The organism is Xylella fastidiosa (assembly GCF_011801475.1).
Classification (GTDB): Bacteria; Pseudomonadota; Gammaproteobacteria; order Xanthomonadales; family Xanthomonadaceae; genus Xylella; species Xylella fastidiosa.
The window spans coordinates 2113504-2127551 of sequence record NZ_CP044352.1; the positions used below are offsets into that span (position 1 = coordinate 2113504).

Here is a 14048-nt window from a genome sequence, read left to right on the forward strand (position 1 = left end):
AACATGACCTCCCACATCCCTTCTGACGTTTTTTTCATCAAAAACAAAAAATACTTACACACCAAAAAATTACAGTGATGACCCACCGCTTTTCCCAAAACCAAACATCATCTATCACCCCATACATCATGAAGAGAACACCCTCAACGACACATCCTTGAAGTACCCAAAAAACCGTCATCCTGGCTCTAGATACGTCCACACGGTACCCTTACACCTTCACCTGCTGACGCCGCCATCCTCGCGACGTCCACACCATGAATACACCTGCACAACGTCACTTTACCCTTGAACCAGCCAACGCCGAACGGCTGGCCGACCTCTCTGGCTGCTTCAACGAACACCTACGCCAAATCGAACTGCGTTTGGGCGTAGAGATCGCCAACCGCGGCCACACATTCCACATTACCGGCCCCGAACCCGCTGTGACCAGCACAGAAACCCTACTCCGCGCACTGTACGCCGAAGCCACCGGTACCACCTTCAACAACCACACGATCCAACTGCGTCTGAGTGAAGCACATATGGCACAGATCGTCGAACAGACAGATACACCTCAAGATATCGGAATCAGAGTCAAGCGCGGCACCGTGCGCGGACACGGCGCCAACCAAACCAAATACCTCCACAAAATCGCCACCCACGACATCAACTTCGGCATTGGCCCCGCCGGCACCGGCAAAACCTTCCTCGCCGTGGCCAGTGCAGTCGAAGCACTGAACGAATCCCGTGTACAGCGTCTCATCCTCGTCAGACCAGCCGTCGAAGCCGGCGAAAAACTCGGTTTTCTGCCCGGCGACCTGAACCAGAAAATCGACCCCTACCTACGCCCCCTGTATGACGCACTTTACGAAATGCTGGGTGTGGAAAAGGTCCTCAAACTACTGGAAAAAAACATCATCGAAATCGCACCATTGGCTTACATGCGAGGACGTACACTCAACAACGCCTTTGTCATCCTGGATGAAGCGCAAAACACCACCATTGAACAGATGAAAATGTTTCTGACCCGTCTCGGCTTTGGCTCGACCGCCGTAGTAACCGGCGACCTAACCCAAATCGACATCCCCAAACATCTCAAGTCCGGCCTGGACGACGCCATCGAAGTACTGCACGACATTGAAGGCATCAGCTTCACCTTCTTCAAATCACACGATGTCGTACGCCACCCACTTGTTGCACGTATCGTCAGTGCCTACGACAAACACAACACACATCCCAGCACCACCAAACCAGCATGACCCCCGCTTCCGCTGCATCCAACCACATCATGCGGCACCACCTCCCACATTCCGACACAAAAACAGCGCCATGACACGCGGCCCGATTTTTCTCAATGTTGGCATCAGCTATGGCCTGCCCCGGACCAAACTTCCCGCCGCCGTAAGCTTCCGCAAATGGGTTGCCGCAACACTGCAAGGACGTATCCGCAAAGCCGACCTAGCGATTCGTATCGTCGACGAAAAAGAAGGCCGCGCACTTAACTACCACTATCGCAACAAAGACTACGCCACCAACGTCCTTAGCTTCCCCGCTCAACTTCCCGAACCCTTTCCTAAAGCCCTGAAAATCCCCCTACTCGGCGACATCGTGATGTGCGCCCCAGTGATCGCACGCGAAGCCACAGAACAAGGCAAATCACTCTCTGCACACTACGCCCACCTCACCGTACACGGCACCCTACATCTACTCGGCTGGAACCACGAAGACCATCAAGAAGCCGATGCCATGGAACAACTTGAACGCGAGATCCTAGCCAATCTCGGCATCAGCGACCCCTACCTCGGAGAATACTGATGCGTGCCTCCCTAACCGCCCTACTTACGACACTGCCGACACTCATCTGCTTGGCTACCGAACACCCCCATCTCACACCTCCCGACTTGGAAGCACTGATCGAATGCCGCCAACGTGCCATCGACTACGCCCAACTCGTCCCCCTCCTTGAAGACCCACCCAAAGCCACCACACTAGGTTGGCACCCCCTACCGGCAACCAACCCCTTCATGACCGAATACACACTCCATACCCCCATTCACGTATTCGGCTACCAGACCAAACATATCGCCCTATCGGGTGGCAGCATCATCGCCATCCTTGACCTAACCGACCCACGCCCACTGGCACGCACCCTACGACTAGACACCGCAATCGATACCCCCAAAAAAACCATATTCGGACGCGAACTCACCAGCACTAACACCACCAACCCCAAGACCGGCCAACCCGCCATCGAATCGATCGTACTCAACGTTTCAAACGTTACCTCACACCCTGGGAAAACCTTAGTGGGCTGTACCTACAGCCTCGACGACCCCTAACACCTGCCATGACTTTTCAGAAGCACGTAGCCCATACCCAGCCTGCTAAACTTGCAACAACGCCCAGTCCACCGGGTACTGCAACCACACCTTCATTGATGTCAGAAGACGACGATCATCGCACCATTACCGAATCCCAAGAGAAACGCCGCAGCTGGCTCGAACGCCTGAGCGCTGCATTCTCCGGAGACCCACACACCCTTGACGACCTGATGGTCATCCTGCGTAGCGCCGAACACCACGGAATCATCGCCACAGATACCCTGCGCATGATGGAAGGAGCGATCGCAATCGCAGACCTCACCGTCGGCGACGTGATGGTACCGCGCTCCCAAATGGTTTCACTGCCTGTTGAATCAGACCTACAGACCATCACAAAACAAATGGTTGAATCCGGCCACTCACGCTTCCCTGTCCACGGCGAAAATAAAGACGAAGTCCTAGGCATCCTCCTCGCCAAAGACCTGCTGCGTGGCGTATCCGCCAACCACACCATCACCAACGTACACGAACTACTGCGCCCCGTCGGGATGATCCCCGAATCGAAAAAACTCAACGTCCTGCTCAAAGAATTCCGACTCTCCCACAACCATATGGCCATTGTTGTCGACGAATATGGCGGCGTTGCTGGACTCGTCACGATTGAAGACATACTGGAACAAATCGTCGGTGACATTGACGACGAACACGACGAAACCGAAGACCAAACCAACATGATTGCCATCCAGGCCGACGGCTGCTACATCGTCGACGCCCTGACCCCAATTGAAGACTTCAACGAACGCTTCAACGCTGAATTTCCCGACGACGACTACGACACCATCGGCGGCCTAGTGACCGAAGCCATCGGACACCTACCCGAAACCGGCGACGAACTGACCATAGGTCGATTCGCATTCCGCGTCGCCAAAGCCAATGCACGCCGGATCCACATACTCCACGTGACCGTACTTCCTCCCAACGAACAGAACACCGCTTGACCGCACTCCCTCGACAGCCAACCCACCGCCTCCTGCGTGTCCTATCCCTACTCCTCTGTACCTGGCTGCTACTGACACCCAGCGCCGCTGCCCATCCCCCACGCATTGGCATCGCCACAATGCAGCCCGGCCAACTCTTCTTCGAACACTTCGGCCACGATGCAATCATCGTCGCCGACCCAATCAGCGGCCAATCCCTCTCCTACAACTTCGGCTACTTCGACCCCCTGGAACCTGACTTCCTCCGTCGTGTCATCCGCGACGAAATGCTTTATTACCTCATCTCACTTCCCTTAGAAGAAGACCTCGACGAATACCTCAACACCGGGCGCAGCATCACCATCCAATGGCTGGACCTGCCCCCTGAACAAGCCACCACACTCGCACAGACACTGGAAATTCGCAGCCAGCCAGAGTATGCCCGCTATCACTACGACCTCATCACTGCCAACTGCGCCACAATGCTGCGCGACAGCCTGGACCAGGCGATGGGCGGCACACTGAAAACACAACTGACACAACACACACACCGCAACACCTACCGCAGCGAAGTCATCCGCCTGGCCTCGCCAACCCCCTGGATGTGGCTCGGACTTGACCTGGTGATGGGTCCATACGCCGACCAGCCACTCTCACCCTGGGAAGAATCCTTCATACCCATGCGCCTGGCCCAACACCTGACCCAAGTGCACAACAGCGCCGGACGCCCCCTAGTACAACAAACCCAGATCATCCTACCCCACCACCCCACCAGCCCCTCCCCACACCCCCTCCCCCGCCCCTGGACGTGGTGGCTCCTTGGCCTTGGCATAGCAACACTGACACTCCTACTCGCACCACACCACCCACGCCGCCTGACCCTACTGGCACTCCCATTCTGGTTGATCTGCACCCTCGGCGGACTCCTCCTCATCTACCTGTGGGGCTTCACCATCCACCAGGCCGCCTGGGCCAACCACAACCTCCTCCTCCTCAACCCACTGAGCCTGCTCCTGATCGTCGGCGGTATCGCCTGGTTATGCGGCAGAACACCCGGCCGCTGTTTCGATCTCCTCCTATGGAGCAACGCCGCCGCCAGCCTCGCCGCACTGCTCACCTACTGGCTCCCCGCCTACACCCAACACAACCTCCCATGGATCGGCCTGCTCCTTCCAAACCACCTCGCCCTGGCCTGGACACTGCACCGCCGCCTCACCACAGCAACACATCACCCAAAATGACCACACCCCAGCCCCCACAACACCCCTCTCCTGAAAACCCAGCCTGTGTCATCACCTGCGCCTACTACGACCCACAAAACCAGCGCCATGACATCCACCTAGACCGCATCAGCGAAGAACTACAGTGCGACAACAGCTTCATCTGGGTCGGACTCTACGAACCAGACGCAACCGTATTACGCAAACTCCAACAAGAATTCGGCCTCCACGACCTCGCCATCGAAGATGCCTTAAAAGCACACCAACGCCCTAAAGTAGAAAACTACGACAACACCTTATTTATCGTCGTCAACACCGCACAACTGATTGGCGAACGGATCTGCTACGGCGAAACCCACGCCTTCCTCAGCACCCGCTTCCTCATCATCGTGCGCCACGGCGCCTCACTCTCCTACGCACCAGTACGCACACGGATAGAACGCGACCCAACCATGCTTGGACGCGGCCCCGCATTCTGCCTCTACGGCGTCCTTGACTTCATCGTCGACAACTACCTACCGATCATGAACGAATGCCGGGACACACTCGAACAACTTGAACAAGACATTTTTTCCGAAAACTACCAACGCCAAACCGTCATCCGCCTCTACGAACTCAAACGCGAACTCAACAAAATGCGTCTTATCGTTGCCCCCCTCCAAGACGTCCTCGCACACCTCACACGCAACCCCGAAACACTCCTGCCCCAAGACATCGGCATCTACATCCGCGACGTCCTCGACCATGCCATCCGCATTAACGACTCCATCGACACACTACGCGAAATGCTGAGCACCGCACTCAGCGTCAACCTCTCAATGGTGACCCTCGCCCAAGGCGAAACCGTCAAACGCCTAGGCGCCTGGGCCGCCCTGCTTGCCGCACCAACCCTCATCACCAGCTGGTACGGCATGAACTTCACCAACATGCCCGAACTCCACATACCCTACGCCTACCCACTCCTTGCCGCCGGCGTCACCCTATTGTGCATCCTGCTCTACAGACTCTTTAAACGCGTCCATTGGCTCTGAAACAAACCACAGAAAAAACACCTTAGCCATCCCACCATCCATCAACATCACCCCAAACCGATGAATGGCTAACGCAACAACTGAAATTAATACTGACGCCGCAAATACCCAAAGCACTCAGCTCCCAGCCCTGAGCCGCCCACGTTACCGGGCCTAGACAGCAAACCACTGCTGCAACACAGCACACCGAACCATCAATTAACGTGACTAAATTTGCACATAATTACGGCAATGAATCACAATTCATCGCAGTGCCCTGCTACCTATAACGATCAAAAACGACGTTACCAAAAGGCACACTGAAGACTTCGTCAAACAACAACATCACAAGGGGAGCACGAAGTCGAAAAAAACTCATCAACAAGGAGAGGAATACACAATGAAAAACACCTATGTCATCGCCCTACTCGCTGTTACAACAGCAACACTGCTCTCAGGCTGCGCCACAAAGCGATATGGAAGACTACAACCATTAACCAGCTACGAGAGCCGTAACTACAACTGCACCCAAATCGACTTAGAACTGGCAAAGATTGACGCTTTCGAACAACAAGTCGCAGAACAAGCAAAATTCAGTGGCATGTCAGTTGCCAGCTTCTTGGGGGATTTCGGCATCGGCAACACCCTCGAACGGAATCAGGCGATCAAAACAGCCAAAGAACGCCGTACCCAACTCATGACTGCTCGCTCAACCAAGGACTGTGATAACCATCCACAACCCAAACAACCTTAAAGCGACACCGTCCCCTCCCAGAACGTCTAGCGGGACAAACAAACCGCAACCTTTGCCCTACCCTACAACGCTTCCGACTGAGCAAACCCCTGCACAGCCCCATCAAACCCGACTCCTGCTCGGCCTTCACAATCCCTCAGCGCCCCCCTTATCGCTGCCCGACACCTCGGGCAGCGCTTCAGATATCTGACCATCAGCCGCCCGTTGCTTCATACTATTGCTGCAAACGATTTCCACCCCTCCCAACTCACGATAACCGACAACCTTGCGGTGTTTGATTGCCTACTTCAGCGCCCCTCAAGTAACACTGCCCCTCAGCGGAATCACGGCACGCACTGCCACGGCCACGGGCCACATCGGCACTGACGCTGGGGCCGCCGCCGGTCACCCCGATCTTGGCACCCAAGCTGGCGCTGCGGTGGCGCTGGCTGGAGGTTTGTTCTTGGGTGCTCTGGGCGCTGTGGGCGTTTAGGTTACCAGCGGCGGTGAGGTTCAGATTGTGGCTGCTGAACTGGGCGGCGGTGGCATTGATGTTGCCGGTGCCTGTTTTTAGTGTGGGCTTGCCTTTTTCATCCAGTTCGTAAACACCAAAGACCATGATGGCGATGTCACCACCGGCGCGTAATTGGGTGCTGCGGGCGGTGCGGGCGCTCATGCTGCTTTGGCTTTGGCTTTGGCTTTGGCTTTGGCTGCTGCTGCTGCTGCTGCTGCTGCTGCTGCTGCTGCTGCTGCTGGTGCTGGTGCTGGTGCTGGTGCTGGTGCTGGTGCTGCCCGGCAGAATACCGTGCATCGTGCCGTACAGCGCTGGCGAGTCACAGCCTCTGATATGGAGAACATGGGGCAGTCACTGCTTCTGGATCACCACCGATTGCAGGATGCCGTCCATCAGTTTGCGGGCGCGTTGGTAGTCTTCGGTGTTTTTTTGGCGGGCGGCTTCAATAAAGTTGAAGGTCACGGTGATGTAGTAGCCGCTGTCGCCAATCGGGGTCATCCAGATTTCCACACCATCACCCACCGGGGTTGGGATCAAGGCGCGGTACCAGGTCCAGGTGTTGCCCCAGCGCGTCTCGGTGCGTGGGGGATCTAAAAAAGCGCGTTTGGACCTAATCCCAGATTCATTGACCAAATCCGTCACTGCCTGAATCTTCTCCTCAATACTTTGGCTAGCAGCACTGCGGATGCCAAAGTAGATGTCATTGCCCCCCGCAAACTCCGCCTTACACAGTGGATTAAACTTCCACCATTTATCCATCTTCTTTTGCGGGGTGCCATCGGGGTTGCGTAGCACGGTCCCATCGGGCTGGTATGTGTTGCTGGTATTGGAGTACTGGGAGCCGATGAAGTATGCCCGCATTGGCCATGCTTCAGGGGGCTGGTTAATACGGCCATCTGCCACAATCCCCGGAGTCGTGGAGCCACTGGGGGACGTCACCATCACCACCTGCACATGGTCAGGCGGTGAGCCTGGGTAACAGCGGTCGATATTGATGCCATTGATAAAGGCATGTTTGACGGTGTATTGGCCGAAAAAATCCAACTGGAAATATTCCAGGCTGAGGTCGCGGTTCTCCCAGGGGCCGGCCATCATCGGTTTACCGGTGCGGCTGTCGATGGGGGGGCCACTGCTGCAGCCGGCCAGCAAGAGGCTGGCGGCGAGTAGGGAGGAACCCAGTAGAAGACGGACGTGCATGGAGAAGGCTCCTTTATTTCTTCTGGATCACCACCGATTGCAAGATGCCGTCCATCAGCTTACGGGCGCGTTGGTAGTCTTCGGTGTTTTTTTGGCGGGCGGCTTCAATAAAGTTGAAGGTCACGGTGATGTAGTAGCCGCTGTCGCCAATCGGGGTCATCCACATTTCCACACCATCACCCACCGGGGTTGGGATCAAGGCGCGGTACCAGGTCCAGGTGTTGCCCCAGCGTGTCTCGGTGCGTGGAGGATCTAAAAAACGACTGTCCTTGAAATGCCGATCGGGACCACTGACCCGAGAAGATGTGCCCTGAATCTTCTCCTCAATACTTTGGCTAGCAGCACTGCGGATGCCAAAGTAGATGTCATTGCCCCCCGCAAACTCCGCCTTACACAATGAATTAAATGTCCAGCCTTTCACCACCTTCTTTTGCGGGGTGCCATCGGGGTTGCGTAGCACGGTCCCATCGGGCTGGTATTTGTTGCTGGTATTGGAGTACTGGGAGCCGATAAATGCGGCGGACTGGCTATACGGTTCCGGCGGACGATTAGCGATCTCTTTCACAATCCCCGGAGTCGTGAAGCCAGTGGGAGTGGTCATCATCACCACCTGCACATGGTCAGGCGGTGAGCCGCGATAACAGCGTTTGATATTGATGCCATTGATAAAGGCATGTTTGACGGTGTATTGGCCTAAAAAATCCAAATTGAAGTATTCCAGGCTGAGGTCGCGGTTCTCCCAGGGGCCGGCCATCATCGGTTTACCGGTGCGGCTGTCGATGGGGGGGCCACTGCTGCAGCCGGCCAGCAACAGGCTGGCGGCGAGTAGGGATACACCGAGTAAGGGACGTCGTTGCATGGAGAAGGCTCCTTAATGTGGGGTGAGGGACTGGCGCAACTGCTGGAGGTGCTGTTGCCGGGCGCTGGGGGCGTCCGGGGTGGTCGGGGTGGGCCGTGTCAGCACCCCCGGGGTGGTGTCCAGCTGCTGTTGCCACTGCTGGGATTGCCACAGCAGGCGTTGCAGTTGGGTGAGTTGGGTCGCCACCGGGTCCTCTGGGCGGGGTGTCTTCTGCCATTGCTCCAGCAGCCCGATGGTCCGCCCCTGACGCTTGGCGTTCATATCGTTGATATCCAGGCCAAGAAAGCTAAACAGTTTGTCTTTATCGACATGGTTTGAGTCGCTACCCAGGGCGGCGGTGCCGCCGCTGCTGTGCACGGAGTAGTTGGTTTGGAAGATCTCCCGCAGATCATGGAAGGTGGCATCGCCGGCATAGCCGCCAATCTTGTTAGCCACAAAGTCCTTGCGTGGTGACCAGATGTCGACTGAATTGCTGGTCACCAAGGCAGCGGCCTCGGTCAGGCGCCCCCCTTCCGCGGCAGGGTTGTAGGCCAGTATTTCAAGGTTTTTTCCAAACACATGATCCGCGGCGAGTAGCCGCAACGCATTGCTGAGGGTCATGGTGCCGCGGCTGTGGCCCTCTAGATAGATCGGATTTGTATATTTTTTGTCCTCGGCGTTATACATCACCTCTTTGGCCGCCGCGGCCTGGAGCCGCGAGGCAGGGCTGGCGATTTTGGTGATCTCCAGCAGTTTCTCAATGCCGGCGGTCACCAGTTCCCCCAGCTGGTGGGTGGGTTTGGTATACGCCTGGTAGGTGGTGTTTTGGTAGGTTTGGCCGCTGCCCTGAATATAAAGGCGGTTCATGACTTGAGCGATGAGCGGCCTCCAGGGGATCGCCCAGCCCGTCACTGCTTCTGGATCACCACCGATTGCAGGATGCCGTCCATCAGTTTGCGGGCGCGTTGGTAGTCTTCGGTGTTTTTTTGGCGGGCGGCTTCAATAAAGTTGAAGGTCACGGTGATGTAGTAGCCGGTGTTGCCAATCGGGGTCATCCACATTTCCACACCATCCCCCACCGGGGTTGGCATATAGGCGCGGTACCAGGTCCAGGCGTTGCCCCAGCGCGTCTCGGTGCGTGGGGCGTCTATAAAACGGTTGGACTTGTAATCCCGATCGGGGGCAGTCATCCGCCAGATCATATCTTTAATATGGCTGTCGATACTTTCGCTAGCAGCACTGCGGATGCCAAAGTAGATGTCATTGCCCCCCGCAAACTCCGCCTTACACAATGAATTAAATGTCCAGCCTTTCACCACCTTCTTTTGCGGGGTGCCATCGGGGTTGCGTAGCACGGTCCCATCGGGCTGGTATTTGTTGCTGGTATTGGAGTACTGGGAGCCGATAAATGCGGCAGCTTCGCTGGCGGGGCGTGGAGGACGTCCTCCACCCGTCACCACAATCCCCGGAGTCGTGAAGCCACTGGGAGTGGTCATCATCACCACCTGCACATGATCAGGCGGCACGCCTGGGTAACAGCGGTCGATATTGATGCCATTGATAAAGGCATGTTTGACGGTGTATTGGCCTAAAAAATCCAGCTGAAAGTATTCCAGGCTGAGGTCGCGGTTCTCCCAGGGGCCGGCCATCATCGGTTTGCCGGTGCGGCTGTCGATGGGGGGGCCGCTGCTGCAGCCGGCCAGCAGCAGGCTGGCGGCCAGCAGGGAGCAAGACAGTCGCGGATGCAGGGACATAAGGGGGTCTCCTTAGTAGGGGGTGAGGGACTGGCGCAACTGTTGGAGTTGCTGTTGCCGGGCGCTGGGGGCGTCCGGGGTGGTCGGGGTGGGCCGTGTCAGCAGCCCGGGGGTGTTGTCTAACTGCTGTTGCCACTGGCCCGATTGCCACAGCAGGCGTTGCAACTGGGTGAGTTGGGTCGCCACCGGGTCCTCGGGACGCCGCGTCTTCTGCCATTGCTGCAGCAGCCCGATGGTCCGCCCCTGACGCTTGGCGTTCATGTCGTTGATATCCAGGCCTTCGTAGCTGAACAACTCGGGGGCATTGACATGCGTTGAGTCGCTGCCCAGGGCGGCGGTGCCGCCGCTGCTGTGCACGGAGTAGTTGGTTTGGAAGATCTCCCACAGATCATGGAAGGTGGCATTGCCGGCATAGCCGCCAATCTTGTTAGCCACAAAGTCCTTGGGCGGGGCCCAGGTCTTGACTGGTTTTTTCGTCACCAGGGCAGCGGCTTCAGCAAGGCGGTTGCCTTCTGCCGCAGGGTTGTAGGCAAGCACCTCTAATTTCGTGTCACCCACATTAAATCCTGCCAGCACCCGCAGTGCATTGCTAAGGGTCATCGTGCCGCGGCTGTGGCCCTCCAAATACACCAGGTTGGAGTGATTATCTTGCTCGGTGTTATACATCAGCTCTTTGGCCGCCGCGGCCTGAAGCCGCGAGGCGGGGCTGGCGATTTTGGTGATCTCCAGCAGTTTCTCAATGCCGGCGGTCACCAGTTCCCCCAGCTGGTGGGTGGGTTTGGTATACGCCTGGTAGGTGGTGTTGCGGTAGGTTTGGCCGCTGTCCTGAATATAAAGGCGGTTCATGACTTGAGTGATGAACGGCCTCCAGGGGATCGCCCAGCCCGTCACTGCTTCTGGATCACCACCGATTGCAGGATGCCGTCCATCAGTTTGCGGGCGCGTTGGTAGTCTTCGGTGTTTTTTTGGCGGGCGGCTTCAATAAAGTTGAGGTACACGGTGATGTAGTAGCCGGTGTTGCCAATCGGGGTCATCCAGGTTTCTGTACCATTCCAAAACGGTGTCGGTATATAGGTGCGGTACCAAGTCCAGTGGTTGCCCCAGCGCGTCTCGGTGCGTGGGGGATCTAAAAAACGACTGTCCTTGTAAGTGTCCTTGTAATCCGGATCAAGACCACTTAGCCGAGCAATCATAGCTTTAGTATTGCTGTCGATACTTTCGCTAGCAGCACTGCGGATGCCAAAGCCAATGTAATTACCCCCCGCAAACTCCGCACTGCACAAGGCATTAAATGTCCAGCCTTTCACCACCTTCTTTTGCGGGGTGCCATCGGGGTTGCGTAGTACGGTCCCATCGGGCTGGTATTTGTTGCTGGTATTGGAGTACTGGGAGCCGATAAATGCGGCATGTTCATCGGCAGGGCGTGGAGGACGTCCTCCACCCGTCACCACAATCCCCGGACTCCTGGAGCCATCACGGAAAGACATCATCACCACCTGCACATGGTCAGGCGGCGCGCCTGGGTAACAGCGGTCGATATTGATGCCATTGATAAAGGCATGTTTGACGGTGTATTGGCCTAAAAAATCCAGCTGAAAGTATTCCAGGCTGAGGTCGCGGTTCTCCCAGGGGCCGGCCATCATCGGTTTGCCGGTGCGGCTGTCGATGGGGGGGCCGCTGCTGCAGCCGGCCAGCAGCAGGCTGGCGGCCAGCAGGGAGCAAGACAGTCGCGGATGCAGGGACATAAGGGGGTCTCCTTAGTAGGGGGTGAGGGAGTGGCGCAACTGTTGGAGTTGCTGTTGCCGGGCGCTGGGGGCGTCCGGGGTGGTCGGGGTGGGCCGTGTCAGCAGCCCGGAGGTGTTGTCTAACTGCTGTTGCCACTGGCCCGATTGCCACAGCAGGCGTTGCAACTGGGTGAGTTGGGTCGCCACCGGGTTCTCTGGGCTGGGTGTCTTCTGCCATTGCTGCAGCAGCCCGATGGTCCGCCCCTGACGCTTGGCGTTCATGTCCTTGATATCCAGGCCTTCGTAGCTGAACAGTTTCTCTTTATCGACATGGTTTGAGTCGCTGCCCAGGGCGGCGGTGCCGCCGCTGCTGTGCACGGAGTAGTTGGTTTGGAAGATCTCCCACAGATCATGGAAGGTGGCATTGCCGGCATAGCCGCCAATCTTGTTAGCCACAAAGTCCTTGGGCGGGGCCCAGGTCTTGACTGGTTTTTTCGTCACCAGGGCAGCGGCTTCAGCAAGGCGGTTGCCTTCTGCCGCAGGGTTGTAGGCAAGCACCTCTAATTTCGTGTCACCCACATTAAATCCTGCCAGCACCCGCAGTGCATTGCTAAGGGTCATCGTGCCGCGGCTGTGGCCCTCCAAATACACCAGGTTGGAGTGATTATCTTGCTCGGTGTTATACATCAGCTCTTTGGCCGCCGCGGCCTGAAGCCGCGAGGCGGGGCTGGCGATTTTGGTGATCTCCAGCAGTTTCTCAATGCCGGCGGTCACCAGTTCCCCCAGCTGGTGGGTGGGTTTGGTATACGCCTGGTAGGTGGTGTTGCGGTAGGTTTGGCCGCTGTCCTGAATATAAAGGCGGTTCATGACTTGAGTGATGAACGGCCTCCAGGGGATCGCCCAGCCCGTCACTGCTTCTGGATCACCACCGATTGCAGGATGCCGTCCATCAGTTTGCGGGCGCGTTGGTAGTCTTCGGTGTTTTTTTGGCGGGCGGCTTCAATAAAGTTGAGGTACACGGTGATGTAGTAGCCGGTGTTGCCAATCGGGGTCATCCAGGTTTCTGTACCATTCCAAAACGGTGTCGGTATATAGGTGCGGTACCAAGTCCAGTGGTTGCCCCAGCGCGTCTCGGTGCGTGGGGGATCTAAAAAACGACTGTCCTTGTAAGTGTCCTTGTAATCCGGATCAAGACCACTTAGCCGAGCAATCATAGCTTTAGTATTGCTGTCGATACTTTCGCTAGCAGCACTGCGGATGCCAAAGCCAATGTAATTACCCCCCGCAAACTCCGCACTGCACAAGGCATTAAATGTCCAGCCTTTCACCACCTTCTTTTGCGGGGTGCCATCGGGGTTGCGTAGCACGGTCCCATCGGGCTGGTATGTGTTGCTGGTATTGGAGTACTGGGAGCCGATGAAGTATGCCCGCATTGGCCATGCTTCAGGGGGCTGGTTAATACGGCCATCTGCCACAATCCCCGGAGTCGTGGAGCCACTGGGGGACGTCACCATCACCACCTGCACATGGTCAGGCGGTGAGCCGCGATAACAGCGTTTGATATTGATGCCATTGATAAAGGCATGTTTGACGGTGTATTGGCCTAAAAAATCCAAATTGAAGTATTCCAGGCTGAGGTCGCGGTTCTCCCAGGGGCCGGCCATCATCGGTTTACCGGTGCGGCTGTCGATGGGGGGGCCACTGCTGCAGCCGGCCAGCAACAGGCTGGCGGCGAGTAGGGATACACCGAGTAAGGGACGTCGTTGCATGGAGAAGGC

At 56.9% G+C, this 14048-nt stretch carries 16 protein-coding genes; 7 read left to right on the forward strand and 9 right to left on the reverse strand.

Features of this window, described 5'->3' with window-relative positions:
- Positions 1-257: 257 nt before the first annotated feature.
- From F7G16_RS09825 to F7G16_RS09855, 7 genes are all read left to right on the forward strand, one after another.
- Positions 258-1241, forward strand: a complete 984-nt coding sequence (locus F7G16_RS09825; RefSeq protein WP_004089608.1) for a PhoH family protein — start codon at positions 258-260, stop codon at positions 1239-1241.
- Positions 1242-1311: 70 nt separating this feature from the next.
- Positions 1312-1797 (forward strand): rRNA maturation RNase YbeY, encoded by a 486-nt coding sequence (gene ybeY, locus F7G16_RS09830; RefSeq protein ID WP_004089607.1) that lies wholly within the window; start codon positions 1312-1314, stop codon positions 1795-1797.
- The gene (locus F7G16_RS09835; RefSeq protein WP_004089606.1) at positions 1797-2321 is read left to right on the forward strand and encodes a hypothetical protein; all 525 of its coding nucleotides are present in this window, start codon (positions 1797-1799) and stop codon (positions 2319-2321) included. The genes ybeY and F7G16_RS09835 overlap by 1 nt, the downstream gene beginning before the upstream one ends.
- 98 nt (positions 2322-2419) lie before the next feature.
- Positions 2420-3301 (forward strand): CorC family transporter, encoded by an 882-nt coding sequence (locus tag F7G16_RS09840; protein WP_004089605.1) that lies wholly within the window; start codon positions 2420-2422, stop codon positions 3299-3301.
- A 119-nt stretch (positions 3302-3420) separates the two neighbouring features.
- Positions 3421-4521: a lipoprotein N-acyltransferase Lnb domain-containing protein gene (locus tag F7G16_RS09845; RefSeq protein WP_038233163.1), complete on the forward strand. Its 1101-nt coding sequence runs from the start codon at positions 3421-3423 to the stop codon at positions 4519-4521.
- Positions 4518-5531 carry a magnesium and cobalt transport protein CorA gene (locus tag F7G16_RS09850; protein ID WP_004089602.1) on the forward strand — a complete coding sequence of 338 codons (1014 nt, stop codon included), beginning with the start codon at positions 4518-4520 and terminating at the stop codon, positions 5529-5531. The genes F7G16_RS09845 and F7G16_RS09850 overlap by 4 nt, the downstream gene beginning before the upstream one ends.
- Before the next feature lie 379 nt (positions 5532-5910).
- Positions 5911-6264 carry a hypothetical protein gene (locus F7G16_RS09855; protein ID WP_004089599.1) on the forward strand — a complete coding sequence of 118 codons (354 nt, stop codon included), beginning with the start codon at positions 5911-5913 and terminating at the stop codon, positions 6262-6264.
- 247 nt (positions 6265-6511) lie between these two features.
- On the opposite strand, the gene F7G16_RS09860 is transcribed toward F7G16_RS09855, so the two are convergent.
- From F7G16_RS09860 to F7G16_RS09900, 9 genes are read right to left on the reverse strand one after another with little or no spacing between them, the layout of a single operon-like run.
- On the reverse strand, positions 6512-7054 hold the full coding sequence (locus tag F7G16_RS09860) for a hemagglutinin repeat-containing protein (protein WP_128712471.1): 543 nt from the start codon (positions 7052-7054) through the stop codon (positions 6512-6514).
- Positions 7055-7108: 54 nt separating this feature from the next.
- Positions 7109-7954: a DUF769 domain-containing protein gene (locus F7G16_RS09865; protein ID WP_004089585.1), complete on the reverse strand. Its 846-nt coding sequence runs from the start codon at positions 7952-7954 to the stop codon at positions 7109-7111.
- A gap of 13 nt (positions 7955-7967) precedes the next feature.
- Complete coding sequence (locus F7G16_RS09870) at positions 7968-8813, reverse strand: DUF769 domain-containing protein (RefSeq protein WP_140161856.1); 846 nt, start codon at positions 8811-8813, stop codon at positions 7968-7970.
- A gap of 12 nt (positions 8814-8825) precedes the next feature.
- Positions 8826-9704 (reverse strand): hypothetical protein, encoded by an 879-nt coding sequence (locus F7G16_RS09875; protein WP_038233168.1) that lies wholly within the window; start codon positions 9702-9704, stop codon positions 8826-8828.
- Positions 9701-10546: a DUF769 domain-containing protein gene (locus F7G16_RS09880; protein WP_128712506.1), complete on the reverse strand. Its 846-nt coding sequence runs from the start codon at positions 10544-10546 to the stop codon at positions 9701-9703. Before F7G16_RS09880 ends, F7G16_RS09875 begins: the two co-directional genes overlap by 4 nt.
- A 12-nt stretch (positions 10547-10558) precedes the next feature.
- Entirely contained in the window at positions 10559-11437 is an 879-nt protein-coding gene (locus F7G16_RS09885) for a hypothetical protein (protein WP_140161857.1), read from the reverse strand.
- Positions 11434-12291: a DUF769 domain-containing protein gene (locus tag F7G16_RS09890; RefSeq protein WP_140161858.1), complete on the reverse strand. Its 858-nt coding sequence runs from the start codon at positions 12289-12291 to the stop codon at positions 11434-11436. Before F7G16_RS09890 ends, F7G16_RS09885 begins: the two co-directional genes overlap by 4 nt.
- A gap of 12 nt (positions 12292-12303) precedes the next feature.
- Positions 12304-13182, reverse strand: a complete 879-nt coding sequence (locus tag F7G16_RS09895) for a hypothetical protein (protein WP_140161282.1) — start codon at positions 13180-13182, stop codon at positions 12304-12306.
- Positions 13179-14039 (reverse strand): DUF769 domain-containing protein, encoded by an 861-nt coding sequence (locus F7G16_RS09900; protein ID WP_140161859.1) that lies wholly within the window; start codon positions 14037-14039, stop codon positions 13179-13181. The genes F7G16_RS09895 and F7G16_RS09900 overlap by 4 nt, the downstream gene beginning before the upstream one ends.
- Positions 14040-14048 lie beyond the last annotated feature (9 nt).